Source organism: Yaniella sp. (assembly GCF_030453185.1).
In the GTDB taxonomy this organism is placed as follows: Bacteria; Actinomycetota; Actinomycetes; order Actinomycetales; family Micrococcaceae; genus Yaniella.
The window spans coordinates 15,829-38,545 of the sequence record NZ_JAKDKW010000010.1 but is presented as its reverse complement, the minus strand read 5'-3'; the positions used below and the strand labels follow the sequence as shown (position 1 = coordinate 38,545).

Below are 22,717 nucleotides of genomic sequence, written 5' to 3'. Positions count from 1 at the left end.
CCCGAACAACCCCAGACGTAGGATACGAACATGATTATTATTGGCGGTGGGATAGCTGGCATCTCACTGGGACGCGAGCTATCCAAGCGCGGTCAGCAGGCCACACTGCTCGAAGCCGAAGATGAATTAGCGTACCACACCTCAGGACGCTCTGCCCAGCAACTGGTTTTAGGCTATGGCCCACCAGCGGTCCGTGAACTGACTGACCTCACCGTCAGCATGCTTGAGTCGCAACAGCGAGTATTAGATACACCAGTGGTGTGGCCATCGTCGTTCATGATGGTTGGTACCGATGCTGAGGTCGACACTCATGCGTACCCCGGCCAGATTCATCAAGGCGCCAGTGCTCTGCATGCAATGGTCCCAGAGTTGCGGCCTCAACGGTTTACTGCAGGATCGCTAGACACCCGGTCGTTGCGCATCAGAGCGATTGCCATGATCGACTGGCTGGTAGCAGAAGCGGAGCATCTGGACATCCGGCTCGGTGAGCGAGTTCTCGACGCCGTGTTCGAGAATGGGACCTGGTCTGTCACAACAAACCGGAACACGTATACAGCGCAAACGGTCATCAACGCCGCTGGCGCTTGGGCCGACCCGGTGGCTGAACTTTTTGGGATCGAGCCACTAGGCCTGACGCCGCTGCGTCGTAGCGCAGCCATCTTGGAAGTCGATAGAGCGATTCCGATGGACCGTTGCATGGTGATGAAGATCGGCGGATATTACTACCGCTACGAAGATGAGTATGCCGTCTTAGCCTCCCCACAAGAAGCTAAGCCATCCATTCCCGAAGACGCGAAACCCAGAGACGTCGATATTTCCGCGATGATCGAGGAGATCCAAGCTGATACGACACTGCGCATCACGGGGATCCGCAATGCGTGGACGGGACTTCGCACCGAAGCCTCCGACGGTGTACCGGTCGTTGGTTTTGATAAACGGCAGGGTTATTTCTGGTTGGCAGGACAATCCGGCTACGGCTTCCAAACAGCTTTAGGCTTTGCCAAACTTGCAGCCGATCTTTTGATCGATGCGAAAGCGGGGGACTGGGTCAGCCAGCAAGCTGTGACAGATTTGAAGCCGAGTCGGTTGCGCTAAGGCTCAGCGTGCTGCAACGATTCGTAGGCTAACTGGATCCGCGGTTGAACCTTTGCGTTGAGCCGACGCCAGCCAGCCGGCGACACGTTCCAGCTCAGTGCATCAGCCAGGGCATACAGGCCAAGCGCGCCTGACCAGACTCGCGCTCGGTTTGGCTGGTCCGTGATGTCTTCCAAAGCAATCCCATGCCAAAGATTCAGGTAGGTCGCGTTGAGTGCTGTATCCCAGACTGCTGCGTAATCCCAGTCCAGAATCCCGACAAGCTCACCATCTACCCAGTGCATATTGTGACCAGCCAAATCGCCGTGAACTAACCCAGCTCCCATACCCTCGTCTGTCCAAGCGTGAATGTGCTCGGCTATCGCACGGTGCATATCGTTTTCAACGGCCGTGTCTAAGCGGGTGAGCATCTGTTCGGTGATCCGACCGCGTTGGGCAAATGGTTGTCCTAAGCTCAAGTTCGAGGTGTCGTATTGTGCCAGCGTTTCTACGACCGCCGCCAGGGTTGCCGCGTTACCGCTATGATGTGCGTGCGCCGAACCCGGAATATAAGTTTGCAAGACTCCGTGGTCGACAGCAGATAGGGGAGTCGGCACTTTCCAAGGCAGCTCGAGTTGTTCCAGCAGGCGGGTCCTACGGGCAAGTTCTGGCTCAACACGACGAGGCAGTCGGGCGACGGCAAGCCCTTCAGCAATCACGAGAACATGATCTTTGCCGCGCTCTACAACTTTGGCTTGCTGCCAGTCATAGGTCTGGATTTGCGATGCTAGTGAAGTGGGCACCGTATCAAGGAGCTGATGAGCCAGTTTCTGAGCATGAGTGGCAGGCATGATTCGATTGTATACGCCGCAGAAACTGTCCTCTTCACGGCATGTGAGAAACCCTTGCTAGCGCCCTCGATTTCAACCAGGATTCGTGGCCTAGAGAACCCCTGGATCTGTAACACGGTAACTGTTGTCGGGTTTGCCACCACATTTGGAACGCTGATCCATAGCCATTTTCGGCATCGTATAGCAGTCAAGTTTGTGTCGACCAGATTGCCTGCTTCATCTGTACCTTGCTGGCCTCCAACCACCACGAGTTGGTCTGCATTGATTATCAACACGTCCATGAACAATCGGGCCTACGGTAGGACCCTATGTCCAGAACATGTAGCGGCATCGGCGTGAATGCGGACAAGATCATTAGAGTGGAAGTATCCGCGGTCCTCATTAGCGCTACAACAGAGTGAACAAAGTATGAGCACGATTCGGCAAAATTACCTGGGAAGAGGCCAGAAACTGTTCAGATTTTGGTTTAGCCGCAGGGTCGAATCCTTATACAGAGGAGCGTGACCGAATGATACGAAGGAAAACCACATGACGTCTCACGAAGCGGCCGACTCTGTCAATGATGTTCAGCAGGATTCTGTTCCGGCTGTCGTCCAGAAACCACTGCTGCGGGGTTGGATTCATCTGATCGCTACACCAGTGGCTCTGATAGCCGGCCTCATAGCAGTTGCGCAACCCGCTGAACTCTACGATCGGCTCAGTGTGGCAGTGTTTGTCCTGTGTTCAGTCGTCCTCTTCGGAGCATCGGCTGTCTATCATCTTGGTAATTGGGAGCCCACTCGTCGGGCGATTCTTCGACGCATTGATCATTCCAATATTTATCTACTCATTGCTGGCACGTACACTCCGTTGGCGGTGCTACTGCTCGAACCAGACACAAGAGCCTTGCTCCTAGGGATTATCTGGCCAGGCGCCTTCTTGGGCATTGCCGTGCGACAGTTCTGGATTTCTGCACCGCGGTGGATATATGTCCCGATCTATGTGGTACTGGGGTGGGTGGCGATCTGGTTCCTCCCGGATATCTACCATGCCGGCGGAAGTGCCGTCGTGTGGTTCGTAGTCCTAGGAGGGCTCATGTATACCGCCGGCGCGCTGATCTATGCATTAAAACGACCGAATTGGTTTCGATACACCTTTGGATTCCATGAAGCCTTTCACGTCTGTACGGTCATCGGGTGGGCGCTACACTTTTTAGCGATCGTGGCATCCTGGTGATGGAATGACCTTCACTTCTGCGTCAGACGTACTAAAACACTATGTAACCGTGGGCATCACGCCTTTGCTTATCCTCGAAGGTGCCTTGATGATGTAGTCCCGGGGCGGAAGGTTCAAGTACTTTGGCGTTCTGATCAACTACTGAGGTTCTGCGCGGCGTAGCACGCGATCGACGTGTTCCGTATGCTCTTCACCACTGCCGGAATACTTTCCGCAGCAAGTGAGTTATAGTAAGTGAAATGCTTCAAATTTGAACGCATGTACTCATGAAACGCGTGTGTTTCGACGCCATAGTTTAGGAACAGATATGACTCAGGATGGAATGACCCAGACGAAGACCCGCCTTGCCACTGAAACAGAAATGGGGGCGGTGACCTTGAAAGTCGCTGACCTCGATAACATGATTCGGTATTATACTCAGGCGTTACCTCTGAACGTCATCGATCAGCAGGGTCCGTCAGCCATTATCGGCCGAGGAAACCGTCCGCTGGTTATTCTGGAACATTCGCCAGAACTCAAGCACGCTTCCCCACGTGCAGCGGGCTTGTTTCACACAGCGATACTGTTTGAAACAGAAACTGCCTTGGCGGCTGCGGTGTATTCGGTAGCACAATACGCGCCTAATACCTTTACCGGCAGTTCTGACCATCTCGTGAGCAAGGCTTTCTATTTCAACGACCCGGAAGGTAACGGTATTGAACTGTACTGGGACCGCGATCGCAGCGAGTGGAGCTGGGTTCACGGACAGGTGGAAATGGATAGCCTCTTCCTAGACCCCAACCAGTACCTTCAGGACTACATGACTGAAGAAGCCATGAGCAATCCAGCAATCGGTGATGCCACCATTGGGCATGTGCACCTCCAGGTTGGAAACCTTGAAGGGGCACAGAAATTTTATGTAGATTGGCTCGGCTTCGACGCTACACAAGCTAACTTTCCAGGTGCCCTTTTCGTTAGCGCCGGCGGATATCACCACCACATGGCTATGAACGTCTGGAACAGCAGTGGCTCGGGCCGCCGCGATAATACCCTCGGCCTTGGCGAGATCGATATCGTATTGCCGACCAAGGAAGAGATTGGTGAGGTTGCCGAAAGAGTTCAGCATTACGGCGTTAAAGTCGCTGATGACGGCCACACCCTGCGATTCGAAGACCCTTGGGCGAATGTCCTGCGATTACAAACCTCGGAAGCTTAGAGTCGAATACTCACGGTAGACGAAAGCGACCATGACGTGAGATGTCATGGTCGCTTTATCCGCTCAGTGTCGAAGCCGAGCATACGAAGCTGGCAAGCGACACAGGTTGGAGAGTATTAGATGGTGACGGTGCCCTTGGGCGTCGAGAAGGATACTTCTGCAATCCCGGGCGTCCCTGAGGGGGCTAAGTATTTGATGTTGAGGTCGTCGACAAGCTCATCGGTGTCGCCCAGACCCAACCAATCACGTACGCGTGGTCGGTTCCCCGCGATTGTGATGGATTCGATCGAGGCGTTTGCCGGTTCTGCTTGGGATGGGTGCAGATCTTCGGTGTCCTCGAGCCAACGCAGAATGTAGGGCACCTGCGGATCGGCGATGAGGCCTTTGATACCGATCTGCTCCCATTCCAGTGTGCGACCGTCGGGGAATGTGCGCCCGCCGGGTACGGCACGGCGGTCGAGACGTTCTTCGAAAGGCGTCATGTCATCAACAGAGACGACCCAGCCCATCCAGCCTCCACCCATTTTCGAGCGGGCACGAACGGCCTGTCCGAACGGTGCTTTTTCAGCTGCTGGGTGTTCGAGAACTTCAACAATTTCAAAGTATTGACGGTTTTTCATCGGGAAGAAGAGATTACGTGTCCCAAAGCGCGGGTGGATACCACCATTGACCCAGTTGATACCGAGTTGCTGAGCAATTTTGTCAGCGGTAGCAACGAGTCCTTCGGGACCTACAGCATAAGAAACATGATCCAAGCGCATAGTCAACAGTTTTTCACGCTTCAGTCCATGAAAATGAAATAAGTCATGAAATGGGGTTAAAGCCACACTTTGTGAAGATGACTAAAACAAACTTGCCCCTCGGTTTCAAAACCGAGGGGCAAGTTTGTTTGACTGTCTTATTTAGTAGCGCATGAGTGCGGCAACGTTTTCAACGCGTCCATCAGAGATGATCACGATATCGCCTGAATTTAGTTTGGTGTGCAGAATTGCCGTATTCACATCGCCGGTACCGTCGGAGGCGTTGAGCGATGGATTGATGAATAGGGTATCGATACGACCTGCTACAGCTGCTTCACGGATCACATCCGGTTGAGTTTCGCCAAGGCCCGTACCGGAGACATCTGCGAATCGACCGAATGCAGCGTCATCGTTTGCCGCGAAGTGGGGCCGAACAACTTCCCAACCAGACTTCTGGAGTTCGCGATTAGATACTGAGTCTGGATTACCTGAGATGAAATCCTCTGCTACAACAGGGTAGGAGGATGAAGCTTTCAGAGCAGTCACATTTTCTGCGACACCAGCCAGGACCATCGGCTGGGAACGAGCACGTCCCAAGAGATCACCGAGCGAGTCGCCGACCTTGTGGAAATAGCGAGATACTTCGGCATCTTGACTATCAGCGATGCCGCCATGGCCATGGAACATAGTGCCATTGCTGCCCACGGAGCGATTTTGCAGCGTCGCCTGGCGATCATCCGTGTTGGTAACTTCCTCGAACGATTCAGGAACGATGTCTTGCAGATCTAGTTGAACGACGGAATCTTTAGTGGCGTCGAGTAAGCGAACTTTATTCTGCGAAACACCGAGAATATAGAACGAGTGGGATTTCGTTAGAGTTTCTGAGATCGGGCGAAGTACGAAATGTTCGGCAACGTGAGTATATTCGGCGACCGGGACCCCCAAGCGGTAGACCAGGTTGAGTCCTTTCGCTGCGAATAGCGCAAGGGATTCTCCTTGCTGGCGTAGGAAAGGAGCATCGGTGGCTATTGCGTCAAAGGATGCCATCATGTCTTTGGCATCTGATTCGGGTACGCCAGCATTGACGAGTTTTCGACGAGCCTCGTTCACCAGCGACTTGACACGTGTGGCCGTGTCTTGCGGTTGATGTTGCGGAGGTGCAGTGGGCAGATAGATAGTGACCTTCGGGCCTGTGGCTGCAGCCATCGCCTTCAAGTCATCAGCTGTGATGTCATCAAAGTATCCGAGTTGTTCCATGCATCAACACTACAACGAGTAATCCAGCTTTTGCAGGGTTCAAAACCGTCCAATTCGTTGCTACCGGCTTAAAGTGAGAGAGTCGTCTGGCGCCGCTCGGTGGTAAGTCGCCATTCGAGGCTTTTTCTGGCATAGTAGTGGGTATTGGTCACGAGTGTCAGTAGTAATGCCCCGGCTTACTGACCGGCAACCCTCCTCCGCGGTGGGGTGCCCCGGGTGAGGACCAGGTCTCATGGCAAATTGGGACAAGCGCGGGTCTTCGCGCACGTCATATAACCTGCGCGGTAGACGTAGCGTTGAAAGACCCCTTGAAATTCAGAAGGAGTCTTTGCATTGACACAACGTGATATCACCGACCAGTCCACCTGGGGATTGACTACCCGTCAGATTCATTCCGGGATGGTCGAAGACACAGACTTTGGGGCAACACAACTGCCCATTTATCAGTCAACGAGTTTTAACTTTCCAGATACGGCTACGGCAGCCGGAAGATTCGGGCTGTCAGAGCTGGGTCCTATCTACTCGCGACTCACCAACCCCACCAATGATGCTGTTGAAAACAAAATCGCAGCACTCGAAGGCGGCGTCGGTGCAGTTCTACTGTCCTCAGGACAGTCTGCAACCACACTGAGTGTGCTAAATGTTGCTGGCGCGGGTGATTCTGTCGTGGTGTCTACGTCGTTGTATGGCGGTACACAAAACCTATTTAAACACACGCTTCCTCGGCTTGGCATTGAGACTATTTTTGTGCAGAATCCAGAAGACCTGGATGAGTGGCGCAATGCCATCAAACCAAACACCAAAGCTGTGTTTGCTGAAGTCTTGGGTAACCCAAAGGCTGATGTACTCGATGTTCGCGCAGTATCCGATGTGGCACACAACGCTGGGGTCCCGCTCATTATCGATTCAACGTTGACCCCACCGACGGTATTTCGTCCCTTCGAGCATGGGGCCGATATCACTGTGCACTCCACCACGAAGTACCTGAGTGGTCATGCCGCCGTGGTTGGGGGAGTGATTGTTGATTCTGGGAACTTTGACTGGACCGCAAACCCGGATAAATTCCCTTGGTTCAATGAGCCAGACGAGTCCTACCACGGTGTAGTTTTCGGCACCGATTTTGGTCCAAATGGGCCACTAGGGGCCAACCTCTCCTACATCCTTCGCATACGCACACAATTGCTGCGCGACCTGGGTAATTCCGCTTCGCCCTTCAACTCCTTCCTACTGAACCTCGGGCTAGAGACGCTGTCACTGCGGATGGAGCGCCATTTGGAGAACGCTCAGCGTGTTGCCGAATGGCTCGAGGCGCATCCACAAGTCGAAAGCGTGCAGTACGCCGGTTTGAAATCCTCACCGTATTACGACCGTGCGCAGCAGTTGTTGCCAAACGGGACCTCCGGCATCGTTGCCTTCAACATCGCAGGTGGCAAGGATGCAGGCCAAAAGTTTGCGGAATCTCTGACATTGCACAAACTGGTTGCAAACCTCGGCGATGTGCGTTCCCTGGTTGTACATCCTGCCACCACCACCCACGCTCAACTCTCCGAAGCAGAACAGCTTGCCGCGGGTGTCAACCCCGGGCTAGTACGACTTTCGGTTGGCCTGGAAGATATCACAGACATTTTGGACGACCTGCAGTCCGGCTTTGCCGCCGCTGCAGCTGTTTAACAAGGAGTGAAAGGTCATGTCATTGGATCTTGAATCTGTGACCGACCCGGCAACTTATGTGGCAGCAGGATCTGCCCTCAAGACAGTAGCTATCGGTGAGCTGCATTTTGAAACCGGTGGGTATTTGCCGCAGGTCGAGGTCGCATATGAAACATGGGGCAAACTCAACACTGAAAAAACTAACGCGGTACTCATTCAGCATGCCTTGACCGGTGATAGCCACGTTGCCTCGTCTGCACAGCTACCCGAACCCGGCTGGTGGGAATATCTCGTTGGCCCGGGTAAACCTATCGACACGGATAAGTGGTTCGTCATCGCCACCAACATGATAGGTGGTTGCTACGGTTCGACAGGGCCCTCATCCTTAGACGAAGACCAGCAGCCCTATGGTGCACGATTCCCATTTGTTACCATTCGGGACTCGGTCAATGCCGAAGCCAAACTCGCCAATATCTTGGGAATCGAACGGTTCCACGCGGTAATAGGCGGTTCCATGGGCGGCGGGCGTGCACTTGAATGGGCAGCAATGTATCCAGCTCGTGTGGCAGGGGTAGGTGTTATCGCATGTGGTGGGTATTCCACCGCAGAGCAAATCGCGTTTGCTCAAGCACAGGTTGAAGCCATCCGGCTGGACCCGAACTTCAACAACGGTGACTACTATGACGGCCCCGCTCCCGTACAAGGACTCGGAATCGCCCGTCGTATCGCCCATATTAACTACCGCTCTGAATCAGAACTGAACGCTCGTTTTGGGCGCAAATTCCAGAATGAGGAAGACCCACTGAGTTCACCGGTTTCTGAGCGAAGCGGCCGGTATCAAATCGAGTCGTATCTGGATTACAAAGCCAAAGATCTGGCCGTACGGTTTGATGCGAATTCTTATGTTGCGCTTACGGAAGCCTTAATGTCGCATGACGTCGGTCGAGGACGTGGGGGACAGGCCGCTGCTGTTTCCGGGATTACCGCAACACCGTTCATTGTGGCGGTCAACTCGGATAGGCTATATTTCCCAGAACAGAGCTACCAATTGGCCGCTGACTTCGGGCCTCACACTCCGGTGCACCTGATCGATTCGCCCATCGGCCACGACGGGTTTTTGACAGATCTACACCAGGTAGCTGATGCCATGATCGATACGTTAGGACTCTGAATAAGCATGCACGTTCGTTGGTCGCACGAAACACCCCGCCCCGAATCGGATCTCGTTGTCTTTCTCCACGGGTTCGGAGCAGACGAAAATGATCTGGTCCCACTGGGAAATTCTTTCGACGACCGGTATACGATCGCGAGCGTGCAAGCACCCAAAAAACTGCCAGAACACTTCGGGGGTTACTGCTGGTTTCCGATCTCGACCGAGCTTGAAGCCAATGGCCAAGACATCGTTACTCCGGTGAAGCAGCTCGATGACTGGGTGCAATCCGTAGCTTCCGACTATCGCAGCGTATCTCTGCTCGGATTCTCCCAGGGCATGGCCATGGCTACGTCGCTGATGCGCATGCGGCCGGGCGCATACGCGACCATTATTGGTCTCTCAGGCTTTGTTGTGGACGCTACTGGCACACCTGAACTGCAATCCCTGTTCCAGGACGACCAGGTTGCCGCAACCAAGCAGCCCTTCTTTTGGGGCTATGACCCAGGCGACCCGATCGTAGCATCCGATCGGATCGCGGAAACTGGTGCCTGGCTACGACCACGCGTCAATCTCGAAGAACGTACCTATAACGGGATCGGTCACGGCATTCACCCGCAGGAAATCGCACACTTCATGACGTTTCTCAACGAACACATGTAGCGAAACCCTGCGAGCATCGCAGGCTACTCGGTTTCGATCACGACATCGAGCTCAAGTTTGTCGAGGGTAATCACGTCGTCGGCAAAAAGTTGTCGTCCGCGGCGCGTCTCCGTTTCCCCATTAACCAGAACTTCTCCGGCCGTAATCATATCCCGGGCGTCAACCCCGTCTTCCACTACATTGGCCAGCTTCAAAGCCTGACCAAGGCGGATCATATCGTCACGGATCACAAGTGTTTCGCTATTGGTGCTCATACCTCCATTGTCACCCACAAGCGCGAAAGAATCGACTAACCTAAACTAGCTACAGGTCTATTCATGACCTCACCATCAAACGTGTAATTTTTCGATAATGGAAAGTGATACCTCCATGGCACAACCGTCCACTCTCGACCAGGTCATTAACCTGGCAAAACGCCGCGGATTCGTCTTCCAGGCCGGTGAGATTTACGGCGGTTCACGCTCAGCATGGGACTACGGTCCACTCGGCGTCGAACTCAAAGAAAACATCAAATCTCAGTGGTGGAACAACTTTGTTCGAGGTCGCGGCGACATGGTCGGTCTGGACTCTTCCATTATCCTGCCCCGTAAAGTCTGGGAAGCATCCGGCCACGTCGAAACTTTCGTCGATCCGCTGGCCGAGTGCACCGCATGTAACCACCGCCACCGTGACGACCACTTGATTGAAGCATTCGAAGACAAGCACGGCCGCACCCCGGCACGTGAAGAACTCGTCTGCCCAAACTGTGGCACCCGCGGCAAAATGACCGAAGCGCGCACCTTCTCAGGTCTGATCCGGACCTTCCTCGGCCCAGTAGCTGACGAAGACGGGCTACACTACCTGCGGCCAGAAACCGCACAGGGCATGTACCTGAACTTCTTGAACGTGGTAAATACTTCTCGAAAGAAGCCACCATTCGGCATCGGTCAGATTGGTAAAGCCTTCCGCAACGAAATCACCCCCGGAAACTTCATCTTCCGCACCCGTGAATTCGAACAGATGGAAATCCAATTCTTTATCCCACCTGCTGAAGCGGATACCTGGTTCGATACCTGGGTCAACCAAGCACAAGATTGGTTCTTTGACCTTGGCCTCAACCCAGAAAACCTGCGCCAATATAATGTGCCAGACGGCGAACGCGCGCATTACTCCTCGGTGACCATCGACCTCGAATACAAATTCGGTTTTGCTGGCGGCGACTGGGGCGAACTCATGGGTATCGCCAATCGTGGTGACTTCGACCTGAGTAATCACACCGAGGGCTCCGGCACCAAGATGCAGTACTTCGACCAGGCCTCTGGTGAGCGGTACACACCGTACGTCATCGAACCATCATGGGGTCTGACACGCTCGCTCATGGCCTTCCTCGTTGATGCCTACTCTGAAGATGAAGCTCCGAATACAAAAGGTGGCATTGATACACGTACCGTGCTGCGTCTGGATCCTCGCTTGGCGCCTGTGAAAGCTGCTGTCCTCCCGCTGTCGAAGAAGGCAGAACTGGCAGAACCAGCCAATAAGCTTGCCGCCGATCTGCGTAAGCGTTGGAATGTCGACTACGACGACGCCGGGGCTATCGGGCGCCGTTACCGTCGTCACGATGAAATTGGTACACCGTACTGTGTGACCTTCGACTTTGACTCGCTCGACGATAACGCCGTGACAATTCGCGACCGTGACACCATGGCTCAAGAACGCGTTTCACTCGATAAGGTCGAAAGCTACCTATCGGAACACCTGGGAGTTTAAGTGGAATTCCGCGATTGGCACGACGGCGATGACCTTCGTCTGCTGGAACTGTTTTCAGATCCACACAACGCACAACATCACCATGACCGCGCCATGTTGGGTCCCTCGACGCAGAAACCCTTCGGCGTGGGCCTGGTGGCCGTCGACGATGAGATCCCGGTTGCAGCCGGGGCTCTTCGAGCCCAGGCTATCCACCCGCAACGGATGTGGTGTTATATCGAAACCGCCCCGCTGCAACGCCAACGCGGCATCGCCACTGCACTGCTAAATCAACTGCTGGAACGCGCCCCAGAAAATATAGAACTGAAAACCCGATCAGCCTCCACGGACCTGACGACGGCCAACTGGTTGACGAATCAGGGTTTTTCGCCGATTCAGCACACACAACGCGTAATTGTGGCTTCAAAGTCATTTGAATCCAAGGATTTTGAAGTCCAACAGCTAGCGACAGGCTCGGTCGAATTGTCCAAAGTGGTCGCTGAGTACTACAACGCTACTCACGATTGGGACCCTTCTCATCTCACACTCACTCAGGCACAGCAGTTATTGCTTGCCCCACAAACGGGTGCGCAGCAAGCGTTTATCACGCGTGAAGACACGGGCATCACAGCTTTTGCGATTGCATATCCTGGGCCGGTGCCAAACGTGGTTGACTTATTCATCGGACACGATCCGAACCACCCGGATCCGACCGATCATATCCGGGCGCTACTGTCCACTGCAGGTGAAGAACGTAGCTTAGCCATCGAGATCGACAACTCCACTACGGTGCTGAATTCGTTGATCGAGACGGCGGTCGAATCGGATACCGCCATCGTCGAACATGAGTCCACCATTTGGGCGACTGACGTCCCACCACATGCATAACGTACCCTCGAGTATTCCTGCCACGCGGCGCAGGGTGATCATCTGGATGGTCAGTATCTTGGTGCCCATGGGCATTGCCCTCATTGGTGCCATGATCTGGCTTTGGCCGTCCGGTGTTCATCAAGAACTCTCACTCGATGATCCGTACGGGACCACCGAGAGCTTCGCGGTAGAATCTGGATCGGTGACGTCGGTTGCGGCTAACGCATGCGAAGATGCTTCCGATACCGGTAGCCCCACGGACGTGCAAGTCGATATCGAGTGTCAAACCGCACAGGTTGGGACCGACTCGGGCACTTATGACGTGGAGATTCCCGTCCAAGTCTCAGCTTCATCAGAAGTAGTGCGCGGCGATAATGTCAAGATTCTCGTGGGCGAGGATCTAGCTGAGACCGGAGTCTTTGTCGACTTTGAGCGAACGATTCCGGTCGGTCTCCTGGCCGCACTGTATGCAGTAGTTGTCATAGTCGTTGCACGGTGGCGAGGTGTACGCGCGATCGGTGGACTGGTCCTGTCGTTTGTCGTGCTTTTCGGGTTTATGATCCCAGCACTGTTGGAGGGCAGGCCGCCTTTCTGGGTAGGGCTTATCGGCAGCATGTTGATCATGTTGGTGGTGCTGTATTTTGCCCACGGATTTTCGCTGCGTACTACTACAGCGCTCCTGGGCACCTTTATTGGATTGCTGCTTACCGCGGGGCTTGCTGCCTGGGCATCTGATTCGGCTTATCTGATCGGGCTTGGTGAAGAATATTCCTATATGTTGGCCTCGGTCGTACCGGAAATACGACTTTCCGGTATCGTGCTGACCGGATTACTGGTCGCCGGTCTGGGTGTGCTCAACGATGTCACGATTACTCAGTCTTCGGCGGTCTGGGAAATCAAAGCCGCACAACCGACTATCTCGCCGCGCAATCTTTTTGCCGCTGGTATGCGAATTGGCCGGGACCACATTGCCTCAACGGTCTATACCATTGCCTTCGCCTACGCTGGGGCGGCTTTGCCGATGCTCATCGTGGTTTCGCTGTACGACAGGTCTATGCTCGATACGCTCATGTCAGCAGAGATGGTTGAAGAGGTCGTTCGTATCCTTGTTGGTTCTGTTGGTCTCGTGCTGGCGATCCCCATAACCACCGGTATCGCTGTTGCGGTGGCCAATGCAGTGGCAGAGCCGACGGGTCAAATCTCACGAGCCACTGAACCTCAGGTGCACTAGCAAACAAGGGATCACCACCGGGTAAACGGTGGAGCGGAATTAATCGTCTGGTTGCTCGTCGGTAGATCCATGTTTTTTACCGCGTTTGACAGCTTGCAACACGAGTTCCTGTTCCTCTGACGGATCGAAGTCGCCGGTGCGGTACTGAATCACGTCGATGTCGAAATTCTGTTTACTGGGGTCCGACATGAAGAAGCACACGAGCGTACTCACGGGGTATGCAAGCAACGAGGCACTCAGTGTTTCGTAGTCGCGTAGGATGCCGAAGGCAAAGGGTGCTGTGATGACCAGCGATACGATGCCAACAATTTGCCCCGCACGGAGTCCGAAGAACCCCAAAGGCCATGAGTTCTGCATAGGTTGTTTCTCAACAAGGTGCTCAAACACCACGCAAAGTGTGATGCATGTCATCGTGTAGAGCGTGGTTGACCTGGGGTGGGGAGTGACGGTCTTTTATAGAGTGACCGCATTGGTGGCTTGCAAAAATGCAGAGGTGTTTAGCGCTTTGCTGGAGCTTGCTCTGCCTGCGGACTTTTCGGCGACAAGAAATACAAAACAAAAAAGAGGCCTACCATCGTCAATGCGATGGCACAGACGATATAGGTTATCGCGGGGCCCCAGTATGTGAAGCCAAAACCGCCTACCAGTCCGGCGACGCCTAATCCAATATCGAACGTCATATTCCAAGCGACACTTCCACGATTGGTGCTACCGGACTGCTCAAAGCACAGCAATAAACTTGAGGCCTGTACAGCACCGATGCCAAAGCCTAAGACCATCATGGCGATAATCAGAGCTGTGCCTGCAGGTAAGAGGGCAGTAAATATGAGACCGATTAGCGTGACCACGATTCCTGCACTCATGACCGATACGGGGGCTCGCCGATCCAATGACGAGCTGGCAAGGAATCTGCCGATGATTGCAAAGATCTGCATGCTCACGATGTAGAGCGCTGGAGATACGCTGTGTGCTGCTGGCCCAAACGCTAGGAGCAAGCCGAATGTTGTGAGCACGATAGAGACAGGCAGTAATACTGTAATGAGACCGCCCCACCGCATACGCCCATCGACTGGCTGCTCAACATCTCGTGACGCAGTATTGCTCGTCTGATGTTGCTGTGGAATGGCTAGTAGCGCGGGCAATGCTAACAGAATGAACCCGAATGCTAGCCATCGAAATCCGATGGCTGGCATGATGTTTATGAGCCATAACCCTGCAGGAGCACCAATGGCCGTAGCACCTGAGGTGGTCACACCAAAATATCCCAAGGCTTTACCTAATCGCTCTGGCGCCACGGTTGAAGGCACGGCCGCTGTTCCGATCACCACCAGAATGCCGAACCCTAGACCGCCAACTACACTGCCTGAGACGAGAGCAAACAGGGGGAAATGTGTCAACAGGCTCAAAAGATTTCCTGCGGCTTGTAGGCTGAGCGCAGCGAAAAACGTCATTCGCGGACCAAAATGGTTGTTTAGTACCGGCGCCAGTGGTTGAACTGCAACGACCGCTACCATCATGATCGTGAGTATTGTGCCCGCTGCGACTGCAGTCAAGCCCATATTGGTGCCGATGGAGACCAGGGTTGAGTAGTTCAAGAAGAACGTACCGAAGCCAAATAAAGCAATGCACATCACGGCCAGCAACGCTGGGGTCAATGTGCGCTGCATTTTTGGGGAAGGGGCAGAGGTGGTCAACGGGAGGATTTCAAGCAGAGCACGGCCAGCAGAAATTCCCCATCCTCAACGAAGGGTTCGAACTGCCACGTGCCGAAACGTTGAACGACCTCTAATCCGGCCGCTTCGGCATCGTTTGTGAATTGCTGATTTGAATATCCTCGGGCCAACTGGAACCCGGTGACGTAACGCGACGAGGCATGCATGTGCTTGGCAATATTCTCAAGCGCCGGGAGACGTTCCCAGTCTGCAAGAAAAGTCTGCACATTGCCGGCGGCAACAAGGATGTCAAAGGTTTGCAGTTCGCCTGCGTCGTCATACAGCGCAAAGTCAGCCAGATCCGCCACTTCGAAGTGAGCTTCAGGATATTTGGAGTTGGCGACTTCTACCAGATAGGGGTCAAGGTCAACTCCCATTGTTTTATGACCTGCGCGAGCAAGATAACCTGCCAGCCGGCCGTTGCCTGAACCGGCATCCAGAATCGTGGAGCCGCGGTCCGCCAGGGCATCAATGGCACGACCTTCGCCGTCGATATCTTTGCCTTCGGTCTCCATGCGTTCCCATCGTTCGGCATAGCGTGTCGAATGCGTTGGATCCTGCATGGCGGCACGCCACTTATTTATTTCCTGCGGTGCAGCGGGTTTGTCTGTTGCAGACAGAGATAAGGCACGAGCGCCGGGGGGTGTGGGAACAAAACCTTCGTTGGACATGCCCTCATTCTAGGCAGCCTAACGAAAGTTGGCTGACCTTTTGACGCACAGCGTAGATGACGCCTGTGTGCATATGTGCACACGAGCTGTGAAGCATTCGGTACCGACGATCTTGGCTGTAATGTGGCCAACACCACTACCGAGCTGGCATATTGGACACTAGCGGATGCAGCAAACGTTCAATGCTGCACCATCAGAAACATTGCCGAACCGTAGGGCATTCTCTACGGTTCGGGTCATGTCGGAAGGGACAAGATGACACAGACTCTTACGCACTTTATCAACGGTGCTGCCGTAGAAGGCACTTCGGGCCGCTTAGCCGATGTGTATCACCCAGCGGTCGGAGAGGTCGCAGCACAGGTACCTTTGGCCTCGGTTGAAGAGGTCAACAATGCTGTTGGCATTGCGGCGAAAGCCCAGCTCGGCTGGGAAGCTCTTAATGCACAGCGTCGGGCACGGATACTTGGCCGCTTTGTGGATCTCTGTCACGACAACATGGATGACTTGGCTACCGCCCTGTCAAACGAGCACGGGAAAACATTTGACGATGCCAAAGGCGACGTGCAGCGCGGTTTAGAGGTCATCGAATTTTGCATGGGTGCCCCGCACCTGTTGAAAGGCGAATTTTCTGATGAGTCGGGTAGGGGTATCGATACCTATTCGATGCGCCAGGCACTCGGAGTCTGTGTCGGAATCTCACCGTTCAACTTTCCAGCGATGATTCCTCTCTGGCAGGCTGGCCCTGCGCTAGCCGCCGGCAACGCCTTTATCCTGAAGCCTTCGGAACGCGATCCGTCTGTCCCCCTGATGCTTGCTGAGCTATTCAAACAAGCCGGCATGCCAGATGGCGTTTTCCAGGTGATCAATGGTGACAAAGCCGCTGTCGATGCGCTCTTGGATCACCCCGAGGTCCAAAGCGTTGGCTTTGTGGGATCGACTCCGATCGCTCAGTCGATCTACACCACAGCCGCTGTAAACGGAAAGCGTGCCCAGTGCTTCGGCGGAGCCAAGAACCACGCCATCATCATGCCGGATGCTGACCTCGATCAGGCTGCGGATGCATTGATCGGTGCCGCATTCGGCGCTGCTGGTGAACGCTGCATGGCACTGTCGGTGGCCGTACCAGTTGGTCAGGAAACTGCCGACGCCCTCGTTGCTAAAGTGCTCGAAAAAGCCAAGAAACTCAAGGTCGGACCATCGCTGGATTCTTCCTCGGACTTTGGCCCGGTTGTGACCGCTGAAGCGAAACAACGCATCGAAGCTGCCATTGCGGCAGGCGTCGAAGAAGGCGCAGAGCTTGTACTTGATGGTCGCGGTGTCACCGTCGATGGTCACGAAAAGGGATTTTACGTAGGCGCCACAATCTTCGATAAGGCCACGAAGGACATGTCCGTTTACCTCGACGAAATTTTTGGGCCGGTCCTGACGATCGTTCGTGCGGATGACTTCGAGGAAGCGCTTGCGCTGCCAACAGAGCACCAGTACGGCAATGGCGTTGCCATCTTCACCCGTGACGGGGATTCAGCTCGTGAATTCACCCGACGGGTAAACGTCGGCATGGTCGGAGTCAACGTACCAATCCCTGTACCCATCGCGTACTACACCTTCGGTGGTTGGAAAGCGTCAGGCTTCGGAGATCTCAACCAGCACGGTGCTGATGCATTCAAATTTGTCACCAAAACCAAGACGGTTACTTCACGGTGGCCCTCGGGTGTCAAAGAAGAAGCCAGCTTCGTAATGCCTCTGCAGTAAAGGACCTCATGTCACAAGATGAACTTCTGACATCCGTTCAGGGCGGGTTGGGCGTTTTAACGCTCAACCGCCCCAAAGCGGTGAATGCACTCTCGTACAACATGATTGGGCTCATTGACCAAGCCCTTACAGAATTCGAACACAACGACGATGTCCACGCTGTGCTGGTCCGTGGCTCGGGCGACCGTGGGCTGTGTGCCGGTGGTGACGTTGTATCAATTCACGACAACGCTATTAAAAATGATCTTGCCGCAGCGGTGCCGTTCTTTCGTGACGAGTACACGCTCAATAACAGGATTTATAACTACCCAAAGCCGTATATCGCCATCATGAATGGCCTGGTACTTGGCGGGGGAGTAGGTATCTCTTCGCCAGGTTCGCACCGTGTGGCCACTGATTCTACAAAACTGGGAATGCCGGAAGTAGGTATTGGTTTCAGCCCAGATGTCGGGGGTTCATATTTTCTAGCGAATGCACCGCAAAACGTCGGCAACTATATGGCACTCACCGCGACTCACGTCTCTGGCGCAGACGCAGTTTATGTGGGTATGGCAGATGTTCGGGTACCAGACGCGCGGATCGAGGCGCTGATTGAACGACTCGAAAGTGTCACCGCCCCAGAACAGGTCGACGAAATTCTGGCGGAATTCCATGAACCGGGTGAATCCGCCCTAGAAAATGAATCCACCTGGATCGATGAAGCCTTTGGTGCCGCTACCGTTGAGGAAATCCTCACCGCGGTAGAGGTAGTTGCCGCGCAGGGCAACGAGGTTGCTCAAAAGGCGCTCAAAGTTCTGCAACGGCACTCGCCGACCGGACTCAAAGTCACTTTGGAAGCTGTTCGTCGAGCCCAAGACATGCAGTTTGCTGAAGTCCTGGCGCAAGACTTACGCACCACCATGCACGCTATGGAAGGGGTCGACCTTGCAGAGGGCATTCGAGCCCAGATCATTGATAAAGACCGAAACCCTCAGTGGGACCCTGCGAGGCTGATTGATGTCACCGATGCCGCTGTACAAGCGTTCTTCGGCCCCGTAGACGGCATCGAGGATCTCACCGTCTAATACGTAAGGACACGGTATGAAAATCGCTTTTCTAGGCCTTGGGAATATGGGTTCCCACATGGCCCGAAATCTCGTTGACGCAGGATATAGCGTCACCGGCTTTGACGTCGTTCAGGCGGCGATCAAAGTTGCAGCAGAACACGGTGTGACCCCGGCTGAAACAGCAGAAGACGCTGTAAATGGTGCCGACGTCGTTATCACGATGTTCCCCGCCGGAAAACACGTTTTAGAGGCGTATTCCAGTGGGTTGTTGGCAGCAGCCGATCCAGGAATATTGTTTATCGACTCTTCTACGATTGCAGTCGACGATGCCGTTCAAGCAGCTAAACTGGCCACCGATGCCGGACACTTGGCCTTAGACGCACCGGTCTCCGGTGGTACAACAGGCGCTGAAAAAGGGACCCTCACGTTTATGGTTGGGGGCAGTCAGGAGGCGTTTGATAAGGCCAAGCCATTATTTGACGTGATGGGCCGACAGGTTGTCCACGCGGGCGAGTCCGGTACCGGACAGGCGGCAAAGATCGTGAACAACATGGCACTGGCTATCAACACCATTGGGACTGCCGAAGCGTTTACTCTGGGTAAGAACCTGGGTCTGAGTCATCAGACGCTTTACGACGTCATGTCTACTTCGGCCGCGCAGTCGTGGTCCGTCACTACGAATTGTCCTGTCCCCGGGCCGGTACCAGGATCACCGGCATCAAATGATTATCGCCCCGGTTTCGCGACGGGACTCATGGCAAAGGATTTGACGTTGGCACGAGAAGCCATTGAATCGACCAACACTCCTGCAGACTTCGGGATGGCAGCGTACCGTGCGTACACTGAGTTTAACTCCGAAGACACTTCGGGCAAAGACTTCTCCGCCATCATTGCCACCAAGCAGAAAGGCTAACTGTGTCTGACCAAGTGATACTTACCGAAACCGTCGATCGGGTGGGCGTCATTCGCCTTAACCGGCCCGACGCTCTGAATGCACTGAACGTTGACATCATGAATGCCATCGTTGACGCTTCCGAAGCATTCCAGGACGATGCCAATATTATGGCCATCGTCGTCACCGGCAATGACAAGGCATTCGCCGCCGGAGCCGACATCAAAGAAATGCAGACCAAATCCTATATTGACATGCAGCAGGCAGACTGGTTTGGGCATTGGAGCCGCTTCACGGCGATCCGCCTACCAATCATTGCTGCGGTCAATGGCTACGCACTCGGTGGTGGGTGTGAACTGGCGATGATGGCCGACATGATCATCGCCGGTCCGAAATCGAAATTCGGCCAGCCTGAAATTAACCTGGGAGTTATTCCTGGGATGGGCGGTTCTCAACGTCTGACGCGCGCGATTGGTAAATCCAAGGCGATGGACCTGGTACTTACCGGTCGGATGATTGACGGAGAAGAAGCCGAACGCGCTGGCCTCGTTGCTCGACTTGTTGAAGATAGCCAGGTGTTCGATACCGCCATGGAAATCGCACAGACTATAGCTTCGAAGTCTCGTCCTGTGGTGATGGCTGCCAAAGAGGGAGTCAACAACGCATTCGAGACCACGTTGCAGCAGGGTCTGATGTTTGAGCGGCGTACCTTCCACTCGTTGTTTGCGCTCGAGGACCAAAAAGAGGGTATGGACGCGTTTTCTAATAAGCGTCAGCCTGAGTTCAAGGATCGGTAGTTACCACCAACAATAGTGGTGCTGTCTAGGTAGGGCCGCTGTGGTCTACTAGCCAGGGGCTCGGATGGTGTGTTCATTGCCCAGACAGAACTGACGACCACAGAGACAAAGACACCGGAAGCTTTTGCTTCCGGTGTCTTGCGTTTGATGCAGGTTAGTTTGGTGCTCGCCGCATCATCCTGGCTGGTTACTTGAAGTCCGATGCGGCAAACTCGTGGTTATACCCGCCAGTTGTTGTCCGAGCCGCAAGCGACGGTTCAGTCATTTCCCCATCTACACCATGGAACTCGGCTTCCTTCTTCCGTAATTCAACGCGACGAATTTTGCCAGAAATAGTCTTCGGGAGCTCAGAGAATTCCAGGCGACGGATTTTTGCATAGGGCGGCAATTTGCTGTCCGTAAATGCCAAAATATCCTGAGCAGTCTCTGCATTCGGTGTATACCCCTCCGCAAGCACAACATACGCTTTGGGTACTGCTAGGCGAATTGGGTCTGGGGAGGGAACAACCGCTGCTTCAGATACGCCGGGATGCTCGATGATCGCGGATTCAAGTTCGAACGGTGACAGCTTGTAGTCGGATGCCTTGAACACGTCATCGGAACGGCCAATATACGTGAAAACATCGTCTTGGTCTCGGTTCATAATGTCCCCGGTGCGGTAATAGCCATCGCGGAACGCAGCTGCATTCTTCGCTGGGTCCTTGTGGTAACCAGCCATGAGTCCCACGGGTCTTGGATCGATAGTCAAACAGACCTCGCCTTCGCCTGGACCCTCGACAACTTCGTCTGTCGCGGGATCAATAAGCACGACGTTATAGCCGGGAAGTACTCGCCCCAGGGAGCCTGCTTTAACATTCTGGCCGGGAGTATTCGCAATTTGTAGTGTGCTTTCAGTCTGTCCAAAACCATCGCGAATGTCAGCATTCCACGCGGTATTCACTGCTTCGATGACCACCGGGTTCAATGGTTCTCCAGCGGCTAGGACCTTTCTGGGTGGAGTAATCATCTTTGTCATGTCAGCTTGGATAAGCATGCGCCATACCGTTGGTGGGGCACAGACCGAAGTCACTCCTTCAGCATCCATGACCGACATCATCTCCTGAGCGTCAAAACGAGCGTAGTTATAGAGGAAGATGGTGGCTTCACCGATCAGAGGCGCAAAGAAGTTGGACCAAGCATGTTTTGCCCACCCGGGCGAAGCCACATTGAGGTGAACATCGCCTGGTTCCAGTCCAATCCAGTAGAGGGTCGAAAGGTGCCCCACCGGGTACGTCGTGTGGGTGTGGGCGACCATCTTCGAGCGAGACGTAGTCCCCGACGTGAAATAGATTAGGGCAACATCATCGGCTGGGGTGGGCTCGGTAACCTCAAATTGTGTCGGTGCCATATCGGCATCGGCGTAGAGGTGCTGCGGGTGGACGGTGACGGAAGGCAGCTGATCTGTTGAGGTTGTAATGACTTCAAAGTCGCCAGGAACGCTATCAAATTTTGCAGTGTTTTCTGGGTTGGTCACAACCCAAGTGGCTTCTGATCGTGTGATGCGTTCATCGATTTGTTCGGGCCCGAGCATGACGGTGGTGGGGAGCAGCACCGCACCGAGTTTGAACCCTGCCAGCATCGTTTCCCATAGCTCGTACTGGTTGTCGAGCATAATGATGATGCCGTCGCCACGTTTCACACCGAGATTGCGCAACCAATTGGCCACCTGAGAAGATCGCGCAGAGAGCTCAGCATAGGTTGCGGAATACCGCGTGCCGTCCTCCTCGAGAATGACCAAGACATCCTGATCCGCGCGTTCTTCTGATGCTGCGATCTTGTCGAACCAGTCCAATGCGAAGTTGAAATTCTCAAAGCGCGGCCAATCGAAACTTTTTCGAGCAGCTTCGATATCAGTGCGGTGCGTAAGCAACACGTCGCGAGCTTGGCGGTACTGAGCGGTAACAGACATGGGGCTCCTTCATTCGAGGTAGAGAACTTCTTTTCAGAAGTAGACTAAGTGCGCTGTGACATAGCGTACAGAAAAATTCATGATTGTGTGCCGAGCCATACTCGCTTGACGGGGCTGAACGGGGGTCTTTTGGTCCCCGGCTTGCCCCTTGAGTTGCGCGCAAAATAGCAGCCTGACAAGGGCGAATATAATTTCCGCACAGGGCGTGTGCAGGAAATGCACGACGATCTCGACGTTCGAATTTTCGGTGGAGGCCCACTCGCTGTACACTTGTGCAG

The 22,717-nt window shown here is 54.2% G+C and carries 21 protein-coding genes and 1 riboswitch; of the genes, 13 read left to right on the top strand and 8 right to left on the bottom strand.

The window, feature by feature from the left end; genetic code table 11:
- Positions 1-30: 30 nt before the first annotated feature.
- A complete protein-coding gene (locus L0H14_RS03010; protein WP_301418319.1) occupies positions 31-1,095 on the top strand; it encodes an FAD-binding oxidoreductase in 1,065 nt (354 codons plus the stop codon).
- On the opposite strand, the gene L0H14_RS03005 is transcribed toward L0H14_RS03010, so the two are convergent.
- The gene (locus L0H14_RS03005; RefSeq protein ID WP_301418321.1) at positions 1,092-1,925 is read right to left on the bottom strand and encodes a phosphotransferase; all 834 of its coding nucleotides are present in this window, start codon (positions 1,923-1,925) and stop codon (positions 1,092-1,094) included. The two genes, L0H14_RS03010 and L0H14_RS03005, sit on opposite strands and share 4 nt — an antisense overlap.
- A 528-nt stretch (positions 1,926-2,453) precedes the next feature.
- Here L0H14_RS03005 and L0H14_RS03000 point away from each other — a divergent pair.
- Positions 2,454-3,140, top strand: a complete 687-nt coding sequence (locus tag L0H14_RS03000; RefSeq protein ID WP_301418323.1) for a hemolysin III family protein — start codon at positions 2,454-2,456, stop codon at positions 3,138-3,140.
- A gap of 307 nt (positions 3,141-3,447) precedes the next feature.
- Positions 3,448-4,335 (top strand): VOC family protein, encoded by an 888-nt coding sequence (locus L0H14_RS02995; protein WP_301418325.1) that lies wholly within the window; start codon positions 3,448-3,450, stop codon positions 4,333-4,335.
- A 116-nt stretch (positions 4,336-4,451) separates the two neighbouring features.
- On the opposite strand, the gene L0H14_RS02990 is transcribed toward L0H14_RS02995, so the two are convergent.
- A complete protein-coding gene (locus L0H14_RS02990) occupies positions 4,452-5,096 on the bottom strand; it encodes a VOC family protein (RefSeq protein WP_301418327.1) in 645 nt (214 codons plus the stop codon).
- Positions 5,097-5,237: 141 nt separating this feature from the next.
- Positions 5,238-6,332 carry a hypothetical protein gene (locus tag L0H14_RS02985; RefSeq protein WP_301418329.1) on the bottom strand — a complete coding sequence of 365 codons (1,095 nt, stop codon included), beginning with the start codon at positions 6,330-6,332 and terminating at the stop codon, positions 5,238-5,240.
- A gap of 146 nt (positions 6,333-6,478) precedes the next feature.
- Positions 6,479-6,590, top strand: a riboswitch (SAM riboswitch).
- A gap of 75 nt (positions 6,591-6,665) precedes the next feature.
- Here L0H14_RS02985 and L0H14_RS02980 point away from each other — a divergent pair.
- The 3 genes from L0H14_RS02980 to L0H14_RS02970 are packed head-to-tail and all read left to right on the top strand — an operon-like array spanning position 6,666 to position 9,795.
- Positions 6,666-8,003 (top strand): O-acetylhomoserine aminocarboxypropyltransferase/cysteine synthase family protein, encoded by a 1,338-nt coding sequence (locus L0H14_RS02980; RefSeq protein ID WP_301421379.1) that lies wholly within the window; start codon positions 6,666-6,668, stop codon positions 8,001-8,003.
- Between the two features lie 16 nt (positions 8,004-8,019).
- On the top strand, positions 8,020-9,153 hold the full coding sequence (locus L0H14_RS02975; protein WP_301418333.1) for a homoserine O-acetyltransferase: 1,134 nt from the start codon (positions 8,020-8,022) through the stop codon (positions 9,151-9,153).
- 6 nt (positions 9,154-9,159) lie between these two features.
- Positions 9,160-9,795, top strand: a complete 636-nt coding sequence (locus L0H14_RS02970) for an alpha/beta hydrolase (RefSeq protein ID WP_301418335.1) — start codon at positions 9,160-9,162, stop codon at positions 9,793-9,795.
- A 23-nt stretch (positions 9,796-9,818) separates the two neighbouring features.
- On the opposite strand, the gene L0H14_RS02965 is transcribed toward L0H14_RS02970, so the two are convergent.
- Positions 9,819-10,049: an RNA-binding S4 domain-containing protein gene (locus L0H14_RS02965; RefSeq protein WP_301418337.1), complete on the bottom strand. Its 231-nt coding sequence runs from the start codon at positions 10,047-10,049 to the stop codon at positions 9,819-9,821.
- A gap of 115 nt (positions 10,050-10,164) precedes the next feature.
- Between L0H14_RS02965 and L0H14_RS02960 the strand changes: the two genes are divergently transcribed.
- Genes L0H14_RS02960 through L0H14_RS02950 form a run of 3 tightly spaced genes read left to right on the top strand, consistent with a single transcriptional unit; the run spans position 10,165 to position 13,621 of the window.
- Positions 10,165-11,541 (top strand): glycine--tRNA ligase, encoded by a 1,377-nt coding sequence (locus tag L0H14_RS02960; protein ID WP_301418339.1) that lies wholly within the window; start codon positions 10,165-10,167, stop codon positions 11,539-11,541.
- A complete protein-coding gene (locus L0H14_RS02955) occupies positions 11,542-12,408 on the top strand; it encodes a GNAT family N-acetyltransferase (RefSeq protein WP_301418341.1) in 867 nt (288 codons plus the stop codon). It begins immediately after the preceding gene.
- Positions 12,401-13,621, top strand: a complete 1,221-nt coding sequence (locus L0H14_RS02950; RefSeq protein WP_301421378.1) for a YibE/F family protein — start codon at positions 12,401-12,403, stop codon at positions 13,619-13,621. The genes L0H14_RS02955 and L0H14_RS02950 overlap by 8 nt, the downstream gene beginning before the upstream one ends.
- Before the next feature lie 39 nt (positions 13,622-13,660).
- Here L0H14_RS02950 and L0H14_RS02945 read toward each other — a convergent pair whose 3' ends face one another.
- The 3 genes from L0H14_RS02945 to L0H14_RS02935 all read right to left on the bottom strand — a co-directional run bounded on the left by L0H14_RS02945 (position 13,661) and on the right by L0H14_RS02935 (position 16,004).
- Positions 13,661-13,978: a hypothetical protein gene (locus tag L0H14_RS02945; protein ID WP_301421377.1), complete on the bottom strand. Its 318-nt coding sequence runs from the start codon at positions 13,976-13,978 to the stop codon at positions 13,661-13,663.
- A 140-nt stretch (positions 13,979-14,118) separates the two neighbouring features.
- Entirely contained in the window at positions 14,119-15,315 is a 1,197-nt protein-coding gene (locus tag L0H14_RS02940) for an MFS transporter (RefSeq protein WP_301421376.1), read from the bottom strand.
- On the bottom strand, positions 15,312-16,004 hold the full coding sequence (locus L0H14_RS02935) for a bifunctional 2-polyprenyl-6-hydroxyphenol methylase/3-demethylubiquinol 3-O-methyltransferase UbiG (RefSeq protein WP_301421375.1): 693 nt from the start codon (positions 16,002-16,004) through the stop codon (positions 15,312-15,314). The genes L0H14_RS02940 and L0H14_RS02935 overlap by 4 nt, the downstream gene beginning before the upstream one ends.
- 255 nt (positions 16,005-16,259) lie before the next feature.
- On the opposite strand from L0H14_RS02935, the gene L0H14_RS02930 reads away from it, so the two are divergent.
- From L0H14_RS02930 to L0H14_RS02915, 4 genes are read left to right on the top strand one after another with little or no spacing between them, the layout of a single operon-like run.
- On the top strand, positions 16,260-17,756 hold the full coding sequence (locus L0H14_RS02930; protein ID WP_301421374.1) for a CoA-acylating methylmalonate-semialdehyde dehydrogenase: 1,497 nt from the start codon (positions 16,260-16,262) through the stop codon (positions 17,754-17,756).
- A gap of 8 nt (positions 17,757-17,764) precedes the next feature.
- Positions 17,765-18,820 carry an enoyl-CoA hydratase/isomerase family protein gene (locus L0H14_RS02925; RefSeq protein ID WP_301415828.1) on the top strand — a complete coding sequence of 352 codons (1,056 nt, stop codon included), beginning with the start codon at positions 17,765-17,767 and terminating at the stop codon, positions 18,818-18,820.
- Positions 18,821-18,836: 16 nt separating this feature from the next.
- On the top strand, positions 18,837-19,715 hold the full coding sequence (mmsB, locus tag L0H14_RS02920) for a 3-hydroxyisobutyrate dehydrogenase (RefSeq protein WP_301415830.1): 879 nt from the start codon (positions 18,837-18,839) through the stop codon (positions 19,713-19,715).
- Between the two features lie 2 nt (positions 19,716-19,717).
- Entirely contained in the window at positions 19,718-20,491 is a 774-nt protein-coding gene (locus tag L0H14_RS02915) for an enoyl-CoA hydratase (protein WP_301415832.1), read from the top strand.
- A 187-nt stretch (positions 20,492-20,678) separates the two neighbouring features.
- Here the strand turns inward: L0H14_RS02915 and L0H14_RS02910 are convergent, their stop codons facing one another.
- Positions 20,679-22,439 (bottom strand): AMP-binding protein, encoded by a 1,761-nt coding sequence (locus L0H14_RS02910; RefSeq protein ID WP_301415834.1) that lies wholly within the window; start codon positions 22,437-22,439, stop codon positions 20,679-20,681.
- Positions 22,440-22,717 lie beyond the last annotated feature (278 nt).